The following is a 17,972-nucleotide window of genomic DNA, read 5'->3' on the forward strand; positions in this document are numbered from 1 at the left end:
TCCCTGAATAATCGTAAAAATCAAATTGTTAAATATCGGGTTTATTCAGATTAGAAAGATCCAGAGAATAATATTAAATGCATTTAATGTTATGGAGCAATGCCGTTCGAAAAAAATTTTTTGGAAAAAAGCAGTGTTTCATTAGCAGAATTCAATTCTAAAGAAAGCTGATAGGGATGCAATTATAACGGAACAATGGTATGATTTATTTAGAATGATCGGATAATCAAAGCGAATGACTTTCTCGACTCAGTCGAGAGGATGGGAGTACGTGTGAACTGGGATTGTTTAATTGTCGATGATGAAGTGGAACTGGCGAAAGCAACCTGTGAATATTTTGAAATGTTTGGCCTGAGCTGTGCTGTTGTAACGAATTCTGATGATTGCGTTATGTTCATGGAAAATAATCAGGTTAAACTGATTTTGCTGGATATCAATCTGGGAAATGACAGCGGTTTTGAATTGTGCAAAGCACTTCGAAAAAATACCGACGTGCCAATTCTTTTTATCAGCGCCCGACAGAGTGATGATGACGTTCTGATTGCCCTGAATATCGGTGGGGATGACTATATCAAAAAGCCTTATTCTCTGAGCGTTTTGCTGGCCAAGGTAAAGGTCATCATCAAACGCTATGATGGGGTGGGGCAAAAAAACTGGAGCAGTGATGAGTTCAGCTTGCAATCAGACGGGCCGGATCGTTGCGGCAACCTGAGAATTGATAAGGACGCCATGAAGGTCTATCGCAATGAAGAAGATGTCGGTTTTAAAACCAAGGAATTCAAGCTGTTTTTATACCTTTATGAAAATAAAAACCGGGTGATCGCCAAAGATGAGTTGTTTGCCAAAATTTGGGGGGATGCATTTTTCAGTGACGGTACCCTGAATGTCCATATCCGCAAAATTCGCGAGAAAATTGAAGAAAATCCCAACCAGCCGCAGTTGATTAAAACTATCTGGGGGATCGGATATATGTTCGAGACTCAGGAAAACCAATAGCACTGGTTGCGCTTTTTACATAAAAGAGAATATTCAGTCGAGGAAATGTATGAAAATAAGAAATATGGTGATTCTGTTTACGGTGATAATAGTTGGCGCTTATCTAGTCGCAATCACCACCATCAATACCAGCCAGATCAATCAAGTGGATATTACCGAGATTAACCAGGTCACTAAAACCATTGAGCAGGACTGGAACGCTGGCGATACAAAAAAATCCGGTACGAAGGGGGAACTGGCCTACCAGATCGCCCTGGTGACGGAAGAAACCTATCAGGCTGTCTTATTTGACGCTATTAAGAATCATCAGACGATCATCGATTTGACCAAAACTGCAGCAGATGGCCAGCAAGAAATGCTGGGAAAGATCATCTTTTTGACTGACGGCAGTGAAGAAGCAACCATGAAAAAAAATCTGACGATCCTGATTACCCTTACCTTTGGGCTGGTCATGATCATGGTTTATCTGCTTTTGGGGCGGGTGCATATATCAATTCTTAAGCCCTTTGGGGTAATGAAAGAGTTTGCCCAAAAAATTGCCGACGGCGATCTGGAGTTCCGGCTGCCGATGGACCGGGGCAATTATTTTGGGGCTTTCACCGAAAGTTTTGATCTGATGCGGGAAGAACTGAGAAAGGCCCGGCAGGGCGAATATCAGGCCAATATCAGCAAGAAAGAGCTGGTGGCGGAACTGTCCCATGACATTAAAACCCCGGTGGCTACCATTAAAGCCATCTGTGAGCTGCTTGAGATCAAGCTGGCAACCGTGAAAAAAGAGGATTTGCCGGGGTCAACGGCAACAACGACCCTCACCGAAAGTCTTGAAAAAATTGCGGTGATCGATGCCAAAGCAGATATCATTGATGCGCTGATCAGTAATCTGTTTCATGCCACCCTGGAAGAACTGGAAATGCTGAAGGTCAATGTCAGCGAGCAACCCAGCACCGTGATTATTAAAATGTTCAAGGAAATGGATCATTTCGGGAAAATCCGCTTTAAAAATGACTTGGCGGAGTGTCTGATTTTTTGTGATCCGCTACGGCTGGGTCAGGTGATTGACAATGTCCTCAGCAACTCCTATAAGTATGCCAATACCGATATCGATATCTGGTTCGATCTGGACAAAACAGACAAAAACCTGACCATAAAGATCAAAGATTACGGGGCGGGAGTGGAGCCCGATGAATGTCCGCTGGTATGTGAAAAGTTTTTTCGGGGGTCCGGGGAAACGGTCCAGAATACCCCCGGTTCCGGGCTGGGCCTCTATCTGGCCAGGCAGTTTATGGCCGCCATGGGTGGTAGCATCCGCTGCTATAATGAGGAGGGCTTCACGGTGGAACTGGACATCAGGGTGGTGTAAGAATCTTCCCAGTTAAGAAATAGATAAGGATTTAATAAGAGTTGGCAAAAGACCGATTAAGAACATATGAAATATAATTAGGCCATGGAAAGCAACAGCCGACCATGGTCTTTTATCTTTGGGATAAAGATCCAATCAATCAATCGGGAGGAAGATATGTCAAACACCATTTTAAAAGCAGAAATGCTCAGTAAAACCTATTCAAACGGCAGCATCATGCAGCACGTTTTAAAAAATCTCAACATTGAAATCAAAGCCGGTGACTTTACTGTCATCATGGGGAGCTCGGGTTCGGGAAAATCGACCCTGCTTTATGCCCTGTCGGGGATGGACAAGCCGACCCTGGGAACCATCGATTTTAAAGGCGAAGCGATTTCCAACTATTCCAATGATCAACTGGCGGTGTTTCGTAGAAAGCATTGCGGCTTTGTGTTTCAGCAGATCTATCTCAATGATACCATGACGGTGCTCGATAATATTATGATTTCGGGCTTGCTGGTCAGTCGCAACAAAAAGGCCGTCGCCGCCCGGGCTAAGGAACTCCTCCAGCAGGTGGGGTTAAGTGATGCCAGCTATCATAAATATCCCTCCCAGCTTTCCGGCGGCGAAGCCCAGCGGGTGGCGATTGTCCGGGCGCTGATCAATGCCCCGGAAATTGTCTTTGCCGATGAACCCACCGGGGCGCTCAATTCGACCAATGCCATCAACGTACTGGATGTGATGACTGAGGTCAATGCCGCCGGTCAAAGCATTATCATGGTGACCCATGATATTAAAACGGCCCGCCGGGCCAACCGCATTCTGTATTTAAAAGATGGGGTCATCATCGACGAGCTGAGTCTGGGAACCTATCGCAAGGATGATCCGGATCGCCATCAAATCCTCCGGGAATTTCTGGAAAGGATGGGTTGGTAAGATGAGCATTCTGATGATTGCAACCAACAATATCAAAAAGGCCAAGGTGGCCACGGCCACCCTGATCATCCTGATTGCCATTGCTACTATCTTTCTCTATGTGGGAATCTCGGTGCTGGCCAATATGGATCGCTTTATTGATCAGAAAAATGCCCAAACCAATGGTGCTCACCAGGTTTTTATTACTGATGGTGTCCATGATCAGAAAATTCAGGAAATTTATCAGTCCATTGGGGGCTACTCCTATAGCGAACGGGAAGAGGGGATGATATCGATGTCTTCCTCATTTCAGAATATTAACACGGGGGAAGAGGCCAACAGTATTCCGGCGGTCTTTTTAAATCTGGATACCGCCCGGAAAATATCTCAGGTTAAGATCATTGATCAGGCCGAGAATATGCCCCCTAATGGAGTCATTGCGCCATATGTTTTAAAAGCAGCTAACGGTTATCAAACCGGCGATACCCTGAAAATGACGGTGGATGAAGTCAGTACTGAGCTTGAGATCGCCGGTTTCTATGAAGATTTGATGTTTGCCAGTCCTTCCAATGTCAGTATGTATAAATTATATGTAAGCGAACAGCAGTTGAAGGAGTTTTTGGCGCAGCCTCAGTATGGCTCAAAATGCAGCTACTTCGCAGTAATGACCACTGACATCAATAACACCGAAGCCTTTGAATCGGAATATGTCAAAGAAACAAAAAACAGATTACCTGATGGGACGGGTAGTTACATCTCCATTTGTTATGGAACAACGAAAACCGGCGTAGCCATTTTTATCAATATCATTATGGCTGTGCTGGTATCCTTCTCGATTATCATTCTGGCGATTGCCGCCATCGTCATCAAGTTTTCCACCACCACTCACATTGAAAACAACATTAAAAATATCGGCACTTTGGAAGCCATGGGCTATACAACCCGGCAGATTCTCAACTCGATTTTGGTGGAATATCTGTTGATGACTGCTGTTGGATTTATGGTGGGGCTAGGCGCCGCATTGTTAATTTCGCCGGTGATTACCAATGTGGTGTCATCCTCAATCGGGCTGCGTTGGGCCACCGGACTTTATCCCCAGGCGGTGTTGGCAAGTCTGTGCGTGATTACGATGGCGGTATTGGGAATTTCCTATTTCAGTGCCGCAAAAATCAAAAAAATCACCCCCTTAACCGCCCTGCGCAGCGGCATCGAAACCCATCATTTTGGGAAAAACCGCATCCCCCTAGATCAGACTAGGTTGAGCCTTAATACGGCTATGGGTTTTAAGTCACTGATTTTTAATAAACGGCAGAATCTCATCGCCGGGCTGATCATCATGCTGCTGAGTCTGGTAACCGTCTTTGCGCTGGCGTCTTACTATAATTTTTCGGTCGATAAAACCGCCATGATCAAACTAATCGGACTGGAAACCGCTGAAGTTGAAGTGAATGCCGTAGATGATGAAGAAACAATCTTTGCAGAAATTGCCGCAATGCCGGAGGTCGAAGATACTATCCGGTTAATTTCCTTTGATGGCGTGATTAAATTTAAAGATAAGGAAAGCAGTGCCATGACTCGAGTCACCGAAGATTACAGCCGCCTGAAAGTTGATACCTGTGTAAAGGGGCGGATGCCGGTGTATGATAATGAAATTGCCATCACCAGTATTGTACTGGGTAAGCTGGGTGCTCAGATGGGTGATACGGTATCGATCGATTACAACGGTATTAACTGCGAATTCCTGGTGGTAGGAGTCATTCAACAGTTTAATGCGTTGGGAAAAGCCACAGCCATCACCACCGCCGGAATGAAAAAACTGCTGCCGTCCTATCGGGAACAAAACCTGATGGTATATCTGGCTGAGGGTCAGGATACCGAAAAATTCATCACCAAAATAAATAATCAATATGGATCCGAGAAAATAAAAACCAACAGCTATTTTGAGTCCGTCGAGATGATGTTGGATTCCTTTGAAGCGTCGATAAAAATTATCGTCACTGGTTGTTTAGGGATAATTGTTGTGATTATTGTGTTCGTTCTGTTTCTGGTGATCCGGGTGCGGATCTTGCGGGAGCGGACCCGACTGGGGGTGTCCAAGGCTCTTGGTTTTACCGCCAATCAGCTGATTGGTCAGATCTTAATCAGTCAGATGCCGGTTATTATCGGGGCTGCGGTGGTCGGAGCCATTGCTGGCTATTTTGCCACTAATCCGTTGCTGGCCCTGATGCTTTCGGCCAATGGGATTCTCAATTGCGATTTTTATGTGGACCCCGGCCTGGTGCTGTTTACGGCAATTGGCATCAGTCTGCTGGGGCTGGCAACGGTGTTGATTGTTGCCGGTAAGATTAGAAAGATCAGCCCCTGCCAGATGTTTGAAGAAGGGGTGGATTAAGACTGATGCCGGAGCTCGGAAATAGCTAGCGTCAGAAAATCGCTGGCTGCGCCGGAACTGTTCTCAAGAGAAGCATGATCCACTATTGAAAAAAGGTGACGCAACTGGTATGATGAGAAAAATGCCCGTTCAGAATCAGGCAGTATGAGGAAGCCGGATTGGAACAGAGAGGATTGTGACCCATGCCATTTGAAATCATCCGCAACGATATTACTAAAATGACGGTGGACGTCATCGTCAATGCCGCCAACAGTGGCTTGAAAATGGGCGGCGGGGTTTGTGGGGCGATCTTTGCCGCTGCCGGGGCCGAGGCGCTCCAGGCCGAGTGTGACCAGATTGGTGGCTGCCCAGTGGGCGAAGCCGTGATCACTGACGGTTACCAGTTGCCGGCAAAAAAGATCATCCATACCGTCGGGCCGGTTTGGCAGGGCGGTGGTGCCGACGAGGCCCGGCTGCTGCACCGGGCCTATACCCGTTCGCTAGAGTTGGCCCTGAAACATCATTGTAAGAGCATTGCTTTTCCCTTGATATCGTCGGGCATCTATGGCTATCCCAAGGATCAGGCCTTGAAGATTGCGGTAGCGGCCATCACAGAATTTTTGCTGGAACATGAGATGTTTATTTATCTGGTGGTTTTTGATAAGAAAGCCTTTGCTTTCAGTGAAAAGCTATTTACCGATATCGAAAAATTTATTGATGATCATTATGTGGATGAACATCCGATTTATGAACGCAATATGGAATTCGAGCCGGAGTTGCCCAGCTATAATCGCAGCCAAATGCGGGCTCAAGTCGAAAAATTGGCCGAAACCCGGCCCTTTATGCCAGCTCCGGCGGTATCAGTCAAACGAAGTCTGGCCGATGTGCTGGGCCAATTGGATGAGTCCTTTTCAGAGATGCTGTTGCGGCTGATTGATGAAAAGGGCATGACCGATGTCGAGACTTATAAAAAAGCCAATATCGACCGGAAACTGTTTTCCAAGATCCGTAGCAAGAAAGATTATAATCCCAGCAAGGCCACTGCCATCGCCTTTGCCATTGCCCTGGAGCTAAGCCTTGACGAGACCCATGATCTGCTGGGGCGGGCGGGCTATGCCCTGTCCCACAGCCATATCTTTGATCTGATCATTGAATATTTTATCAGTGCCGAAAATTATAACATCTATGAAATCAACGAAGCCCTCTTTGCCTTTGATCAGGCATTGCTGGGGGCCTGATTGTCGTTTTAAAAGCGACCACCAGCCAGACCAACCGTGTTATTCTCTACGTATCAAAGAAACGGAGGATAATATCATGAAAACAAACAAAGCAATTAAAACGGAACTGGTCTTTATTCTGGATAAAAGCGGCTCGATGTCAGGATTGGAAAGCGACACCATCGGCGGTTATAATGCCATGCTTAAAAAACAGCAACAGGCGCCCGGCGAGGCTCGGGTTACGACCATACTTTTTGATGATGGTTACGAAGTGCTTCATGACCGGATTGATATTCATGGGGTTGCCCCGATTACTGAAAACGACTATTATGTCGGCGGCTGCACCGCCCTGTTGGATGCGATCGGAAAAACCATTCACAAGATTGCCAATGCCCAGCGTCATACTCAGCCGGAGCATCGCTCCGATCAGGTCATTTTTGTGATCACCACCGATGGCCTGGAAAACGCCAGCCGGGAATATTCCTATGAAAAAATTAAGCGTCTGATTGAACTGGAGAAAACCCAGTATCAGTGGGAATTTATTTTCCTGGGGGCCAATATTGATGCCATCGAAACCGCCGCCCGGTTTGGGATCGGTGCTGATCGAGCCGCTAATTATCATGCCGATGGTCAGGGAACCCAACTGAACTATCGGGTGGTCAGTGAGGTGGTCAGTGAAATGCGGGCCTGCAACCCGATTCCGGCCAACTGGAAGGCTGAAATTGATGAGGATTACAAACGGCGGGGAAAAAATTAGAAGCGGGAGAGATTAGCAAGCAACTATGAACAGGTATGTCAGTCTTATCAATGAAACCGTTGATTATATTGAAAAAAACATCACCCGAGCCCTTACACTGGAAGAGCTGGCGGAACATTTCTATGTCTCGGCCTTTCACTTCAATCGGATCTTTAAGATCGTGGTTGTGATCAGTTTAAAGCAATACATCCTGGGACGTAAGCTGACCCAGTCATTGGAGCGGCTGGATCACAGGGATGCAGCTGTGATTGATGTCGCCTATGACTTTGGCTTTGAATACCCGGAGGTATATAGTCGGGCCTTTAAAAAGCAGTTTGGGATCTCACCTTCTGTTTATAAAAAAGAAAAAAATGCCGGCGTTCGGGTGGAAAAAATCGCTGTGGTGGAACGGGATATTATTAATTACAAAGGGACACTGGTACTAAAAGAAAGTTTTGTCTATCGCCAAGCCATCCCGTTACAGGGGCGAAGTATTGAAGTCAACCGCGGGGATGAAAGCTTTGCGGTTGATCTCAATCGCTTTGGCAGTCAATTTTTGACCGAAACCGGCCAATATGAAGGGCTTGATCACAATTGTTTTTTCACGATTGTCAATTGTCATGGCAGCGAAGATGAGGGCTATACCGTATTTTATGGAAAACAGACCGAAAGTAACAATTTTGATCAGCGCTTGACAGTGCGGATCATTCCTGAGGGCTGGTATATGAGCTTTACGTATCGTGGTGATATGTTTAATATTGGCGAAACCTTTGAAGAAGATCTGTACCGGCTGATTATGATTAAAGAAATTGAAATTAAACCCATTGGCATCGGCATGATCAACATTTACCGGGCGGACTATTTTCAGACCAATGCTGTTGAAATCCTCATCCCAGTCAAAAAGCGGCTTTAAATAGCAAGAAATGTCATGAAAAATACTCCGAAAAGATTTAGGATGGTAGTGACCAACTAAATGATGATAAGGAGTGGAGCATGATGTTTGATTTAAGAGGAAAAGTTGCCGTTGTTACCGGAGCCAGCCGAGGTGTGGGGCGAGGTATCGCCCTTGGATTGGGTGAAGCAGGTGCCACCGTTTATGTGACCGGCCGGGAAAAACGGGAATATCCCTTACCGGAATTTTTGAATCGGTCGACCTTGGCGGACACCGCAGCGGCCATCAATCAACTGGGGGGAGAGGGGATTGTTCACTATTGTGATCATTGCGATGACGAAGCGGTGAAGACCCTCTTTGAACGTATCACAAAGGAACAGGGCCGATTGGATATTCTGGTAAATAATGCTTGGGGCGGAGGCATTCATGCCATGAGCGATTACTTTTTCAATACCCCGTTTTGGGAACAGCCGGTTGCCTTATGGGATGATCATTACCAGGTGGGCGTACGTTCAAATTATGTCGCCGGCAAATATGCGGCAGCGCAGATGGTCAAGCAGAACAGTGGTTTGATCGTGAACATATCGTTTTATGGCGGTCAGCGGTATTTCAATAATGTTGCCTATGGCGTCTGTAAAGCCACTATCGACAGGATGTCAGAAGATATGGCCCATGAACTGAAACCCTATGGCGTGACGGTCATCTCCCTTTATCCCGGGAATGTGAGCACCGAAGGGATGGTTGAATTGGCCAAATATAATGAAGCGGTTGAGCTGTCAAAAATGGAAAGTCCCCAGTTTGTTGGGCGGAGTATTGCGGCCCTTGCCCAGGATGAACAAAGGCTGCGTGAGACCGGAAAAATCCTGATTACGGCAGAATTAGCCGATTACTACGGTTTTACCGATATAAACGGCAATCACCCGGAGTCTCTGAGAAGCCTATTATGGGAGGACTAATAAAATATGGCTAAAAAAATGAGATCCGGGCATTGATATGTTTATCAACTTCCGGATCTCTGATTATGTACAGTGAGTTAGAATTTTTCAGTTTTTCAAGTGTTCTTTAATCAGTATTCAGGGCTACCTCTTTGATTGCTTCATCGATGGTGGCGTGGGCCAGGAGGTAGCCGTTTTGGTTCGCACGTTTTGAATTCTCATTTCACACGCATGCGGTTTATTTCCAGTGAATCGCCCGGTTTTCCGTCGCCAGGGCCGCTTCTTTAATTGCTTCCCCGACCGTGGGGTGAGCATGGATGGTAGAGATGATTTCTTCCACCGTGGATTCCAGCCGCAGCGCCAGGGCGCCTTCGACAATCAGGTCGGTGGCCCGGGGGCCCAGAATATGAACGCCTACCACTTCTTTATATTTTTTATCAGAGATGATTTTGATCATTCCCTCGGTAGACCCCATAATCAGTGACTTGCCATTGGCGGCCAGCGGAAAGCGGCCGATGGAATAGTCTTTTTCCCGACCCCGGATATCTTCTTGAGTCAGACCCACACTGGCGAATTCGGGGTTGGTGTAGACACAGGAGGGGTTGGTTTTTTCGTCATAGATAGCCTCATGGCCCAAGGCGTTTTCGGCGGCAACTTCCCCCTGCTGCGAGGCCACATGGGCCAACATTGTTTTCCCCAGACAATCGCCGATGGCGTAAATATTGGGGGCGTTGGTCTGCATTTTCGGATTAACAAGAATGCCTTTTTTATCGGTTTTAATGCTTGTGTTATCCAGTCCCAGTGTTGATAATTCGGCTTTTCGGCCAATTGCCACCAATACCTTTTCGCCGATGATGGCACTGTTGTTGCCATCCTTGTTGATGTTAACAGTCACCTTATTGTCATTGTCGTCAATCGACACTACCTGGGTACCGGTTAAAATCTCAATCCCATCCCGCATCAGTTTTTTTCGTAGCATTTCTCCCAGTTCGCCATCCATCAGCGGCAGAATCCCCGGCTGCATTTCGACAATCGTTACCTTGGAGCCAAACTGATTATAAACCGACGCCATTTCCACACCAATGACGCCCCCGATAATGACCAGACTTTCCGGAACTTGAGCCAGTGACAGTGCCCCGGTGGAATCGATGCAATCGGGATGGTTGATCCCGGGAATCGGTGGCAGGGCAGGGATTGATCCGCTGGCAATGATAATTTTATCCGGCCGCAGTTCGTCCGTTTTTCCCGATGGTTCCGTGACCAGCAAGATTTCATCGCTTAAAAATTGGGCGGTGCCAGTGATGATCTTAACGCCGTTGGCTTTTAGCAGCCCCTTAACGCCGCCTGACAACTTGGTACTGATCTGTTCCTTGTGTTTTTGAATTTTCGTCCAGTCAAAACCTGCTTCAGGGATGATTAGGCCAATTTGGGCAGAATTTTTGGCTTCGGTCAGCACCTCGGCAGAATGGAGCAGGGCCTTGGTGGGGATACACCCCACATTTAAACAGGTGCCCCCCAGCTTGTCTTTTTCGATCAGGGTAACCTGGGCGCCCAGCTGGGCTGCCCGAATGGCCGCCACATATCCTCCGGGGCCACCGCCGATGATTGCTAGATGTGTCATAGTTTTACCTTCTTTCACAGTCTTAAACCAGCAGTAGCGAGGGGTTTTCAAGATATTCCCCGATCCGCTGCAGGAACTGAGCAGCCAGCATGCCGTCGATGATGCGATGGTCAGCGGTGAGGCTCAGATTCATCATTGGCCGGATGGTGATTTGACCACCAATAACCACCGGTGTATCAACCATCGCATCAATCCCTAAAATTGCCAGCTCCGGTTGATTGATAATCGGTGAAAAGGAAGTGATCCCATAAGCCCCCAGGTTAGTCAGGGTAAAGGTGCCGCCGACCAGGTCATCCATTTGGGTGCAACCGGCTTTGGCATCGGCAATCAGCTTTTCAGTTTCAGCAGCGATTTGAGAAAGCGGCTTGCTGTCGCAGTTTTTCACATTGGGTACCAACAATCCCGAATCCAGACCGATGGCCAGACCGATATGGGCGTGAGGATGAAGGACCAGGTTATCATCAACCAGGCTGCCGTTAATATGCGGATACTCCAGCAAGGCCTGGGCGCAGACCTTCATGATAATATGATTAAAGGTCAGCTTGAGCCCCCGTTTATCAAATTCCGGCTTTAGTTTAGCACGGAATTCCTTCATGGCAGTGGCATCGACTGGCCGGGTATAGGTGACCCGGGGCGAGATACTCCAGCTTTCGCTCATCCGTTTGGCAATGGTTTTACGCATACCTTTAAGCAGGATGGTTTCTGGGGCTGCTTCGATTGTTGACGATTCAGTTAACCGGGCTTCCACATCTTTTTTCATAATCCGACCATCGCCAGTCACGGTGCTAAGATCAAGTCCCGACGTCTCAGCCATTTTTTTAGCAACCGGGGATACAGAAATTTTCAGGTCAGCTTCGGCTACCGGGGTATAATTGTTGACATCGTCCACGGTGATGCTGCCCTTGGCACCGGTGCCGGTGATTAAGGAAAGATCAATGCCCTTTTCTTTAGCCAGTTTTTTAGCCAGCGGGGACGCATTGATCCGCCCGCCAGCGGTTTTGACCGGCGTTTCACTGCGAACAGTAACCTCGATGGGCGCTGCTTCCTCAGCCGCCTGGGGAGTTGTACCGCCGGATAAGCCGGAAATATCTTCATTGGCTTCACCAATGATGGCAATCGGTTCCAGACAGGTAACGGTGGCACCGTCACCCTCGATGATTTTTAGCAGTACCCCGGCTTTGGGGGATTCAAATTCATTGGTCAATTTATCGGTTTCGATTTCGCAGAGAATATCGCCTTCAGCAATGGTGTCGCCAACAGCTACATTCCAGCTGCCAATGGTGCCTTCTGTCATTGTCAGCCCAAACTTGGGCATGACGATTAATTGTGCCATAATAACCTCCGTAATTTTTTGATTTCATGGATAACCTTAAAAATTAAGCCATCACTTCCTTGACGGCATTGTAGATGTCGACGTCGTTGGGCAGGACAAAGTTTTCCAGGTTGGGCGCAAAGGGAACTGGGGTATCCAGGGCGTTGACCCGTTTGATCGGGGCATCCAGATTAAAGAAGCAGGCTTCGGAAATCAATGCCGCCAGTTCCCCGGCAAAGCTGCCCCGTTTGACTTCTTCAGTGGCAATAACCACCCGGGTCGTTTTTTCAATGGAGTTAAAAATCATCTGTTTATCCAGCGGATAGAGGGTGCGGGGATCGATGACTTCGACAGAAATCCCTTCCTGTTCCAGCTTGGTAGCGGCTTTTAAGGCCTCATGAACCATTTTGCCAGTGGCCACCACGGTAACATCGGTGCCGGCCCGTTTGATGTCGCCGACCCCCAGTTTAATCGGAACGATCACATCATCAACGTCCCCTTTCATTCCATACATCGCCTTATGTTCGACGAACATAACCGGATCTTCATCATCGATGGCGCCAAGCATCAGACCCAGGGCGTCCTGTGGGGTGGAGGGATAAACGACTTTTAATCCGGGAACATGTGTCAACCAGGCTTCTAATGACTGAGAATGCTGAGCGGCAGCACTGACACCACCGCCACCGGGTAAACGGACAACCATCGGCACGGAAATATTACCACCGAACATATAGCGCATTTTCGCAGCCTGATTGACCAGCTGATCCATCCCGACAGTTAAGAAGTCAATAAACATCAGCTCGGCAATGGGGCGCAGGCCGGTGGCAGCTGAACCAACGGCACAGCCGATGATAACCCCTTCCGAAATCGGAGTATCGCGAACCCGCTTATCACCAAATTCGTCGAAAAGTCCGGCCGTGACACCGAAACAGCCACCAAAAGCCCCGACATCTTCGCCGAAAATACATACATTTTCATCTTCCAGCATGCGAATCCGCATGCCCTCACGAATGGCTTCGCCATAAGTCATTTTTTTCATCTTGAACGAACCTCCTCAACAATATCAAAATAAATATCTTTAACCGCACTGGATAATTCCGGATAAGCACTGGCATTGGCGAATTCAATCGCTTCGGCAATTTCTTTGACGACAGAGTCCTGAAGGTCGGTCAGTTCTTCGGCCGTGAAAAGGTCGCTGTCGACCATGTATTTTTCAATCCGTGGCATCGGATCTTTTTTCATCCACATTTCCTGCTCTTCGGTGGGTTTGTATTTACCGGCATCGCCTTCGAAATGCCCCCGTTGACGGTAGGTTTTACACTCGATCAGGGTTGGACCCTGGCCGTTGCGAGCCCGTTTAACGGCTTCAACAGCGGCTTCGTGCACGGCAATTACGTCATTGCCATCGACTGAAATGCCGGGAATACCATAAGCGGTACCACGGTCAGCGATATCTTTAATGGCTTGATGACGGGCTTGGCTCATCGAAATGCCATAACCGTTGTTTTCGCAGACAAAGATAACCGGCAGTTTCCAGATACTGGCCAGATTCATCGATTCATGGAAGGTTCCCTGATTAGTGGAGGCATCGCCAAAAAAGCAGACGCAGACTTGATCCGTGCCCCGGTATTGAGCGCTGAAACCGGCGCCAACAGCCAGATTATGGCCTGCGCCGACGATACCATTGGCACCTAAAATACCCTTGGTGGCATCGGCAATGTGCATCGAACCGCCCTTGCCCTTGCAATAGCCGGTTTCTTTTCCGTAGAGTTCCGCCATCATATATTTCAGATCGCCGCCTTTAGCAATGATATGACCATGACCGCGGTGGGTACTGGTGATGTAGTCGGCATCGTTAAGGGCTTGGCAGACGCCGGTGGCAACGGCTTCTTCACCCAAATAGAGGTGCACAAAACCGGGGATCGCCCCTTCGGCAAAAAGGTTCATGGCCTTTGTTTCAAATTCCCTGATCCGTTTCATGCGGATGTACATGTCTTTGATAATTGCTTTATCAAGTTTCATAAATTCAATAGTCTCCTTTTTTGTATTATCCAAAGATTTTAGATGACTTAACTAATAACAAGAACCGTGCCAACTTTTAAATTCAGCGGGAATTTTTTGAAATGGCTTTAAAATAGGGTTTGATTTGAGAATGGGATTTTTTTGAACAAAAAAAGATACGCCAGATTGATCAGGCGTATCTCATATTTGCGAATCGATTGTCGCAAAAATGAGAAAAATCTCACATTTGCGACAGATAACGGAAATCCTTGATATCGATCTTGTATTTTTTTATTTTGCGGTACAGCGAAGCCCGGCTCAGACCCATCATTTCAGCGGAGGCTTCCACACAGCCATGGGTTTCTTTGAGGATTTTCTCCAGATTGGCCTTGACCAGGTCATCCAGGGTCGGGCCGGTGGCCATTGGCAGGACACTGGTTTCGACGAACTGACGGGGGGGCGGGGTCGGCAGGTAATCGCTGGAGATAATCGGCTCGGGACAGAGGTAAAAGGTTCGTTCGATGTAATTCTGCAGTTCTCTGACATTGCCCGGCCAGGGATGCAGCTTCAGACCTTCCAGAAATTCTTTGGACAAGCTTTTATTATGCTCCGGATATTCCCGATTGAGGCGATCGAGGAAGTGGGAAGCGGCCCAGACAATATCATCGCCCCGCACCCGCAGCGGTGGAATGTGCAGATAAATCACATTGAGACGGAAATAGAGATCTTCCCGGAAGCTCTTGTTTTTAACTTCCTGCTCCAGATTGCGGTTGGTGGCAGCGATAATGCGGATATTCAGCTTGCGTTCGGTTTGGCTACCGATCCGGGAAACGGTACAGGTTTCCACCACCCGGAGCAGTTTGGCTTGAACTTCCAGAGGCATTTCACCGATTTCATCGAGAAAAATGGTGCCACCTTCAGCCAGTTCAAATTTTCCCGGCTTGCCTTCGTTAAGCGCCCCGGTAAATGCGCCCTTGCAATAGCCAAACAGTTCGCTTTCGACCAGATCCCGGGGCAGGCAGGCGCAGTTGACGACAATAAAGGGGCCCTGGGAAAAGGCACTGACCCGGTGAATGGCATGGGCAAACATTTCTTTACCAGTACCGCTTTCCCCTTCGATCAGGATACACTTTTTAAAACGGGCCATTTTTTCAGCCGTTTTGATAATCATCCGCATTTGAGGGTTCTGGGTGATGATGTCGGAAAAGGTATAGATGGCAACATTGCCGCTGACCCGGTTGACGGCGCTGTGAAGATGTTTGATCTCGCGGATGCCGATGGAGTAGCCCTGAATCTGATCGTTTTCCAGAATTCTTGAAATATTGGCGCTGCACTGAATTTTCTGGCTGCCGATATGGGCGGTGACATCAGTATAGTAATGGGTCGTTTCATCGCTGTTCCAGATTTCACCGTCGACATCCATTTTTTTAAAGATTTTTTTAAAACCGATGTCATTGAATTCGTCCATATTAATCCGGAGGACCTTCTGGGCACCGACGTTCATCCATTGGAGATTGAGGTTTTCATCGGTGACCAGAATCCCATCTTCAGTGCTGTCCAGCGAGGCTGACATCGACCGGTAGGTATGGGATAGCGCCAGTTCATTCTCGATGCTGTAGGCCGCCGCCACCACGATCCCCAAGGTATGGGAGTGCAGCTTATGGCTTTCCCCGGACATATTGAGGACGCCGATGATCTCGCCTTTGACATTGTGAATGGTGGTGGCGGAACAGGTCCAGGTATGATGGGAAACACAGTAGTGCTCAGCTCCGACCACATGAACGGGGCCGTCTTCGTCCAGGGCGATGCCGATGGCGTTGGAGCCCACCGCCTCGTTAGTCCAGACGGTGCCTTTTAAGAAACGCAGCTCGGAAGCCCGCATACTGACCACCTCATCACCGATGGTGTCCAGGAGCACACCGTTTTTGTCAGTTAAAACCAGCACAAAATGGGAAGATAAAACGATTTCATAAAGATTCTGCATGATCGGCTGGGCGATTTTGATCAGTTCCCGGTTTTGGGCCAGGACCTGGGCTAACTGGCAGGCGTCAATGCTTTCGCCCTTACCACCGTTCACATCAAGCTTGATTTTTTGACAATACTCCCAGGAACGTTTAATAATTGGCCGGGTATTGTTATCAAGAATGCCATGTGCAACAAAGTTTGTCCAGTTATCTTTTAGTTTATTCAGATCAGGTTCCATCTTAGTTAATCCTTTCTGGAAAGAATACGGCAAAACAGCGGAAGAATGGTATGATCGCAGAGAATCCGATTGGCGGCAAGAAGGCAACGGCAGCGTTAATGTGCAGATAAAGCCGATTCACGGCGTCAGACGATGTTCTTGCTGCTCTTATTGACTCACATTATAGCGGAGTTTTTAAAATAAATCAAAAATAATTGTAAAAAATAATAGAAACTGTAATTTATTGAGCAGGTTTTACAATACCGTCAGATCGTATGGGGTTGGTGAAAATGCCGATTTATGCTATATTAATGAAGTGAAACGAATTAATCAGTAGTGTTTAAAAATAAATGATCGTTTAGGAGGTGCTTATGAACATCGAAATGAGACCATTAAGTCAGGCCGATTTAAAGCAGGCCGCTGCAATATGGAATTTTATTGTTGAGGAAGCCAATAGTTTTCCCGGTGATCAGGTTCTTTGTGAAGCTGAAGCAGGGCTGATGTTTGCCCAGCAGACCGCCACGGTGTGTGCTTTCCAGGACAATGAAGTTGTTGGAATCTATATCCTGCATCCCAATAATATTGGCCGCTGCGGGCATATTGCCAATGCCTCATTTGGGGTTAAACCGGCCTATCGGGGGAAGGGCATCGGACGCCAGCTGGTGGAAGACTGCCTTAAGCGTAGCCAGGATAAGGGTTTTAAGGGGCTTCAGTTTAATGCCGTGGTATCCACCAATTATCCGGCCATCACCCTGTACTTAAAGCTGGGCTTTAAAATCATCGGTACGATTAAAGATGGCTACCGCCTAAAAGATAATCGTTACGTGGATACCCTAATTTTTCTTAAAAGCTGGTAAGTGGGTTGTGGCGAAAAATATAGCAGAAAGGGTGTGGAACGAATCGAACTGTTAAAATTGGCAGAAAAGGACTTTGAAAAAGTATATGCGCTGATGGAGGAAGCTTTTCCCGTGGAGGAAGTCAGGCCGCCGAAAAATGCAAAAGCTCAGCTGCGAGATCCCCGATACAGCATTTTGATTTCAAAAAATGAAGCAGATCAAATGCTTGGTTTTATTGCCCGGTGGGATTTGGGAACCCGTATTTTTGTGGAACATTTTGCGGTGGATTTAAGACTTCGGGGTGGTGGCATCGGTTCTGGGATGATGCGGGCGTTCTTATCCCAGGCGGAAAAACCGGTGGTCATTGAAGTGGAAGATGAAAAAACAGAAACCAATTTAAGACGCATTCATTTCTATCAGCGGCTGGGCTTTCATTTATCTCAATATGGTTATGACCAGCCAGTTTATCGGGGCGATATGAGTAAAAAAATTCCCCTGAAGCTGATGACCTATCCAACCCCCCTCACAGCAGCCGGTTTTGAGACATTTAAAAAGCAGGTCTTTACCCAAATCTACAAGATTATCAAAACGTAACAAATAAAAAGGATGAATCGCCTGA

Annotated in this window: 15 protein-coding genes; 10 read left to right on the forward strand and 5 right to left on the reverse strand. The window is 47.5% G+C overall.

Going from position 1 to position 17,972, the window contains the following annotated elements:
* Window positions 1-273: 273 nt before the first annotated feature.
* From CHL1_RS00625 to CHL1_RS00660, 8 genes are all read left to right on the forward strand, one after another.
* On the forward strand, window positions 274-996 hold the full coding sequence (locus tag CHL1_RS00625) for a response regulator transcription factor (RefSeq protein WP_070371699.1): 723 nt from the start codon (window positions 274-276) through the stop codon (window positions 994-996).
* 49 nt (window positions 997-1,045) lie between these two features.
* On the forward strand, window positions 1,046-2,356 hold the full coding sequence (locus CHL1_RS00630) for a HAMP domain-containing sensor histidine kinase (RefSeq protein WP_250934341.1): 1,311 nt from the start codon (window positions 1,046-1,048) through the stop codon (window positions 2,354-2,356).
* A gap of 156 nt (window positions 2,357-2,512) precedes the next feature.
* A complete protein-coding gene (locus CHL1_RS00635; protein WP_228877945.1) occupies window positions 2,513-3,271 on the forward strand; it encodes an ABC transporter ATP-binding protein in 759 nt (252 codons plus the stop codon).
* A 1-nt stretch (window position 3,272) separates the two neighbouring features.
* Window positions 3,273-5,642, forward strand: coding sequence for an ABC transporter permease (locus CHL1_RS00640; RefSeq protein ID WP_250934342.1), 2,370 nt, complete (start codon window positions 3,273-3,275; stop codon window positions 5,640-5,642).
* A 182-nt stretch (window positions 5,643-5,824) separates the two neighbouring features.
* Window positions 5,825-6,859: a macro domain-containing protein gene (locus tag CHL1_RS00645; RefSeq protein WP_070371695.1), complete on the forward strand. Its 1,035-nt coding sequence runs from the start codon at window positions 5,825-5,827 to the stop codon at window positions 6,857-6,859.
* A 76-nt stretch (window positions 6,860-6,935) separates the two neighbouring features.
* A complete protein-coding gene (locus CHL1_RS00650) occupies window positions 6,936-7,595 on the forward strand; it encodes a vWA domain-containing protein (RefSeq protein WP_250934343.1) in 660 nt (219 codons plus the stop codon).
* A 25-nt stretch (window positions 7,596-7,620) separates the two neighbouring features.
* Window positions 7,621-8,487, forward strand: coding sequence for an AraC family transcriptional regulator (locus CHL1_RS00655; RefSeq protein ID WP_250934344.1), 867 nt, complete (start codon window positions 7,621-7,623; stop codon window positions 8,485-8,487).
* An 80-nt stretch (window positions 8,488-8,567) separates the two neighbouring features.
* Window positions 8,568-9,422, forward strand: a complete 855-nt coding sequence (locus tag CHL1_RS00660) for an SDR family NAD(P)-dependent oxidoreductase (RefSeq protein WP_250934345.1) — start codon at window positions 8,568-8,570, stop codon at window positions 9,420-9,422.
* A gap of 217 nt (window positions 9,423-9,639) precedes the next feature.
* On the opposite strand, the gene lpdA is transcribed toward CHL1_RS00660, so the two are convergent.
* The 5 genes from lpdA to CHL1_RS00685 form a co-directional block, all read right to left on the reverse strand.
* Window positions 9,640-11,022, reverse strand: coding sequence for a dihydrolipoyl dehydrogenase (gene lpdA, locus CHL1_RS00665; protein WP_250934346.1), 1,383 nt, complete (start codon window positions 11,020-11,022; stop codon window positions 9,640-9,642).
* 22 nt (window positions 11,023-11,044) lie between these two features.
* The gene (locus CHL1_RS00670) at window positions 11,045-12,355 is read right to left on the reverse strand and encodes a dihydrolipoamide acetyltransferase family protein (RefSeq protein ID WP_070371691.1); all 1,311 of its coding nucleotides are present in this window, start codon (window positions 12,353-12,355) and stop codon (window positions 11,045-11,047) included.
* Window positions 12,356-12,398: 43 nt separating this feature from the next.
* Window positions 12,399-13,373, reverse strand: coding sequence for an alpha-ketoacid dehydrogenase subunit beta (locus tag CHL1_RS00675; RefSeq protein WP_250934347.1), 975 nt, complete (start codon window positions 13,371-13,373; stop codon window positions 12,399-12,401).
* Complete coding sequence (locus CHL1_RS00680) at window positions 13,370-14,356, reverse strand: thiamine pyrophosphate-dependent dehydrogenase E1 component subunit alpha (protein ID WP_250934348.1); 987 nt, start codon at window positions 14,354-14,356, stop codon at window positions 13,370-13,372. Before CHL1_RS00680 ends, CHL1_RS00675 begins: the two co-directional genes overlap by 4 nt.
* 220 nt (window positions 14,357-14,576) lie before the next feature.
* A complete protein-coding gene (locus CHL1_RS00685; RefSeq protein WP_250934349.1) occupies window positions 14,577-16,538 on the reverse strand; it encodes a sigma-54-dependent Fis family transcriptional regulator in 1,962 nt (653 codons plus the stop codon).
* A gap of 350 nt (window positions 16,539-16,888) precedes the next feature.
* On the opposite strand from CHL1_RS00685, the gene CHL1_RS00690 reads away from it, so the two are divergent.
* Both CHL1_RS00690 and CHL1_RS00695 read left to right on the forward strand, forming a co-directional pair.
* On the forward strand, window positions 16,889-17,374 hold the full coding sequence (locus CHL1_RS00690; RefSeq protein WP_250934350.1) for a GNAT family N-acetyltransferase: 486 nt from the start codon (window positions 16,889-16,891) through the stop codon (window positions 17,372-17,374).
* Between the two features lie 33 nt (window positions 17,375-17,407).
* Window positions 17,408-17,947: a GNAT family N-acetyltransferase gene (locus tag CHL1_RS00695; RefSeq protein WP_250934351.1), complete on the forward strand. Its 540-nt coding sequence runs from the start codon at window positions 17,408-17,410 to the stop codon at window positions 17,945-17,947.
* Window positions 17,948-17,972: the final 25 nt, after the last annotated feature.

Source organism: Acetobacterium wieringae, from assembly GCF_023700225.1.
GTDB classification, from domain to species: Bacteria; Bacillota; Clostridia; order Eubacteriales; family Eubacteriaceae; genus Acetobacterium; species Acetobacterium wieringae.

Coding starts and splice junctions, on each gene's coding strand:
- CHL1_RS00630 (WP_250934341.1), top strand. CDS start 1,046: ATGAAAATAAGAAATATGGTGATTCTGTTTACGGTGATAATAGTTGGC.
- CHL1_RS00635 (WP_228877945.1), top strand. CDS start 2,513: ATGTCAAACACCATTTTAAAAGCAGAAATGCTCAGTAAAACCTATTCA.
- CHL1_RS00640 (WP_250934342.1), top strand. CDS start 3,273: ATGAGCATTCTGATGATTGCAACCAACAATATCAAAAAGGCCAAGGTG.
- CHL1_RS00645 (WP_070371695.1), top strand. CDS start 5,825: ATGCCATTTGAAATCATCCGCAACGATATTACTAAAATGACGGTGGAC.
- CHL1_RS00650 (WP_250934343.1), top strand. CDS start 6,936: ATGAAAACAAACAAAGCAATTAAAACGGAACTGGTCTTTATTCTGGAT.
- CHL1_RS00655 (WP_250934344.1), top strand. CDS start 7,621: ATGAACAGGTATGTCAGTCTTATCAATGAAACCGTTGATTATATTGAA.
- CHL1_RS00660 (WP_250934345.1), top strand. CDS start 8,568: ATGATGTTTGATTTAAGAGGAAAAGTTGCCGTTGTTACCGGAGCCAGC.
- lpdA (WP_250934346.1), bottom strand. CDS start 11,022: ATGACACATCTAGCAATCATCGGCGGTGGCCCCGGAGGATATGTGGCG.
- CHL1_RS00670 (WP_070371691.1), bottom strand. CDS start 12,355: ATGGCACAATTAATCGTCATGCCCAAGTTTGGGCTGACAATGACAGAA.
- CHL1_RS00675 (WP_250934347.1), bottom strand. CDS start 13,373: ATGAAAAAAATGACTTATGGCGAAGCCATTCGTGAGGGCATGCGGATT.
- CHL1_RS00680 (WP_250934348.1), bottom strand. CDS start 14,356: ATGAAACTTGATAAAGCAATTATCAAAGACATGTACATCCGCATGAAA.
- CHL1_RS00685 (WP_250934349.1), bottom strand. CDS start 16,538: ATGGAACCTGATCTGAATAAACTAAAAGATAACTGGACAAACTTTGTT.
- CHL1_RS00690 (WP_250934350.1), top strand. CDS start 16,889: ATGAACATCGAAATGAGACCATTAAGTCAGGCCGATTTAAAGCAGGCC.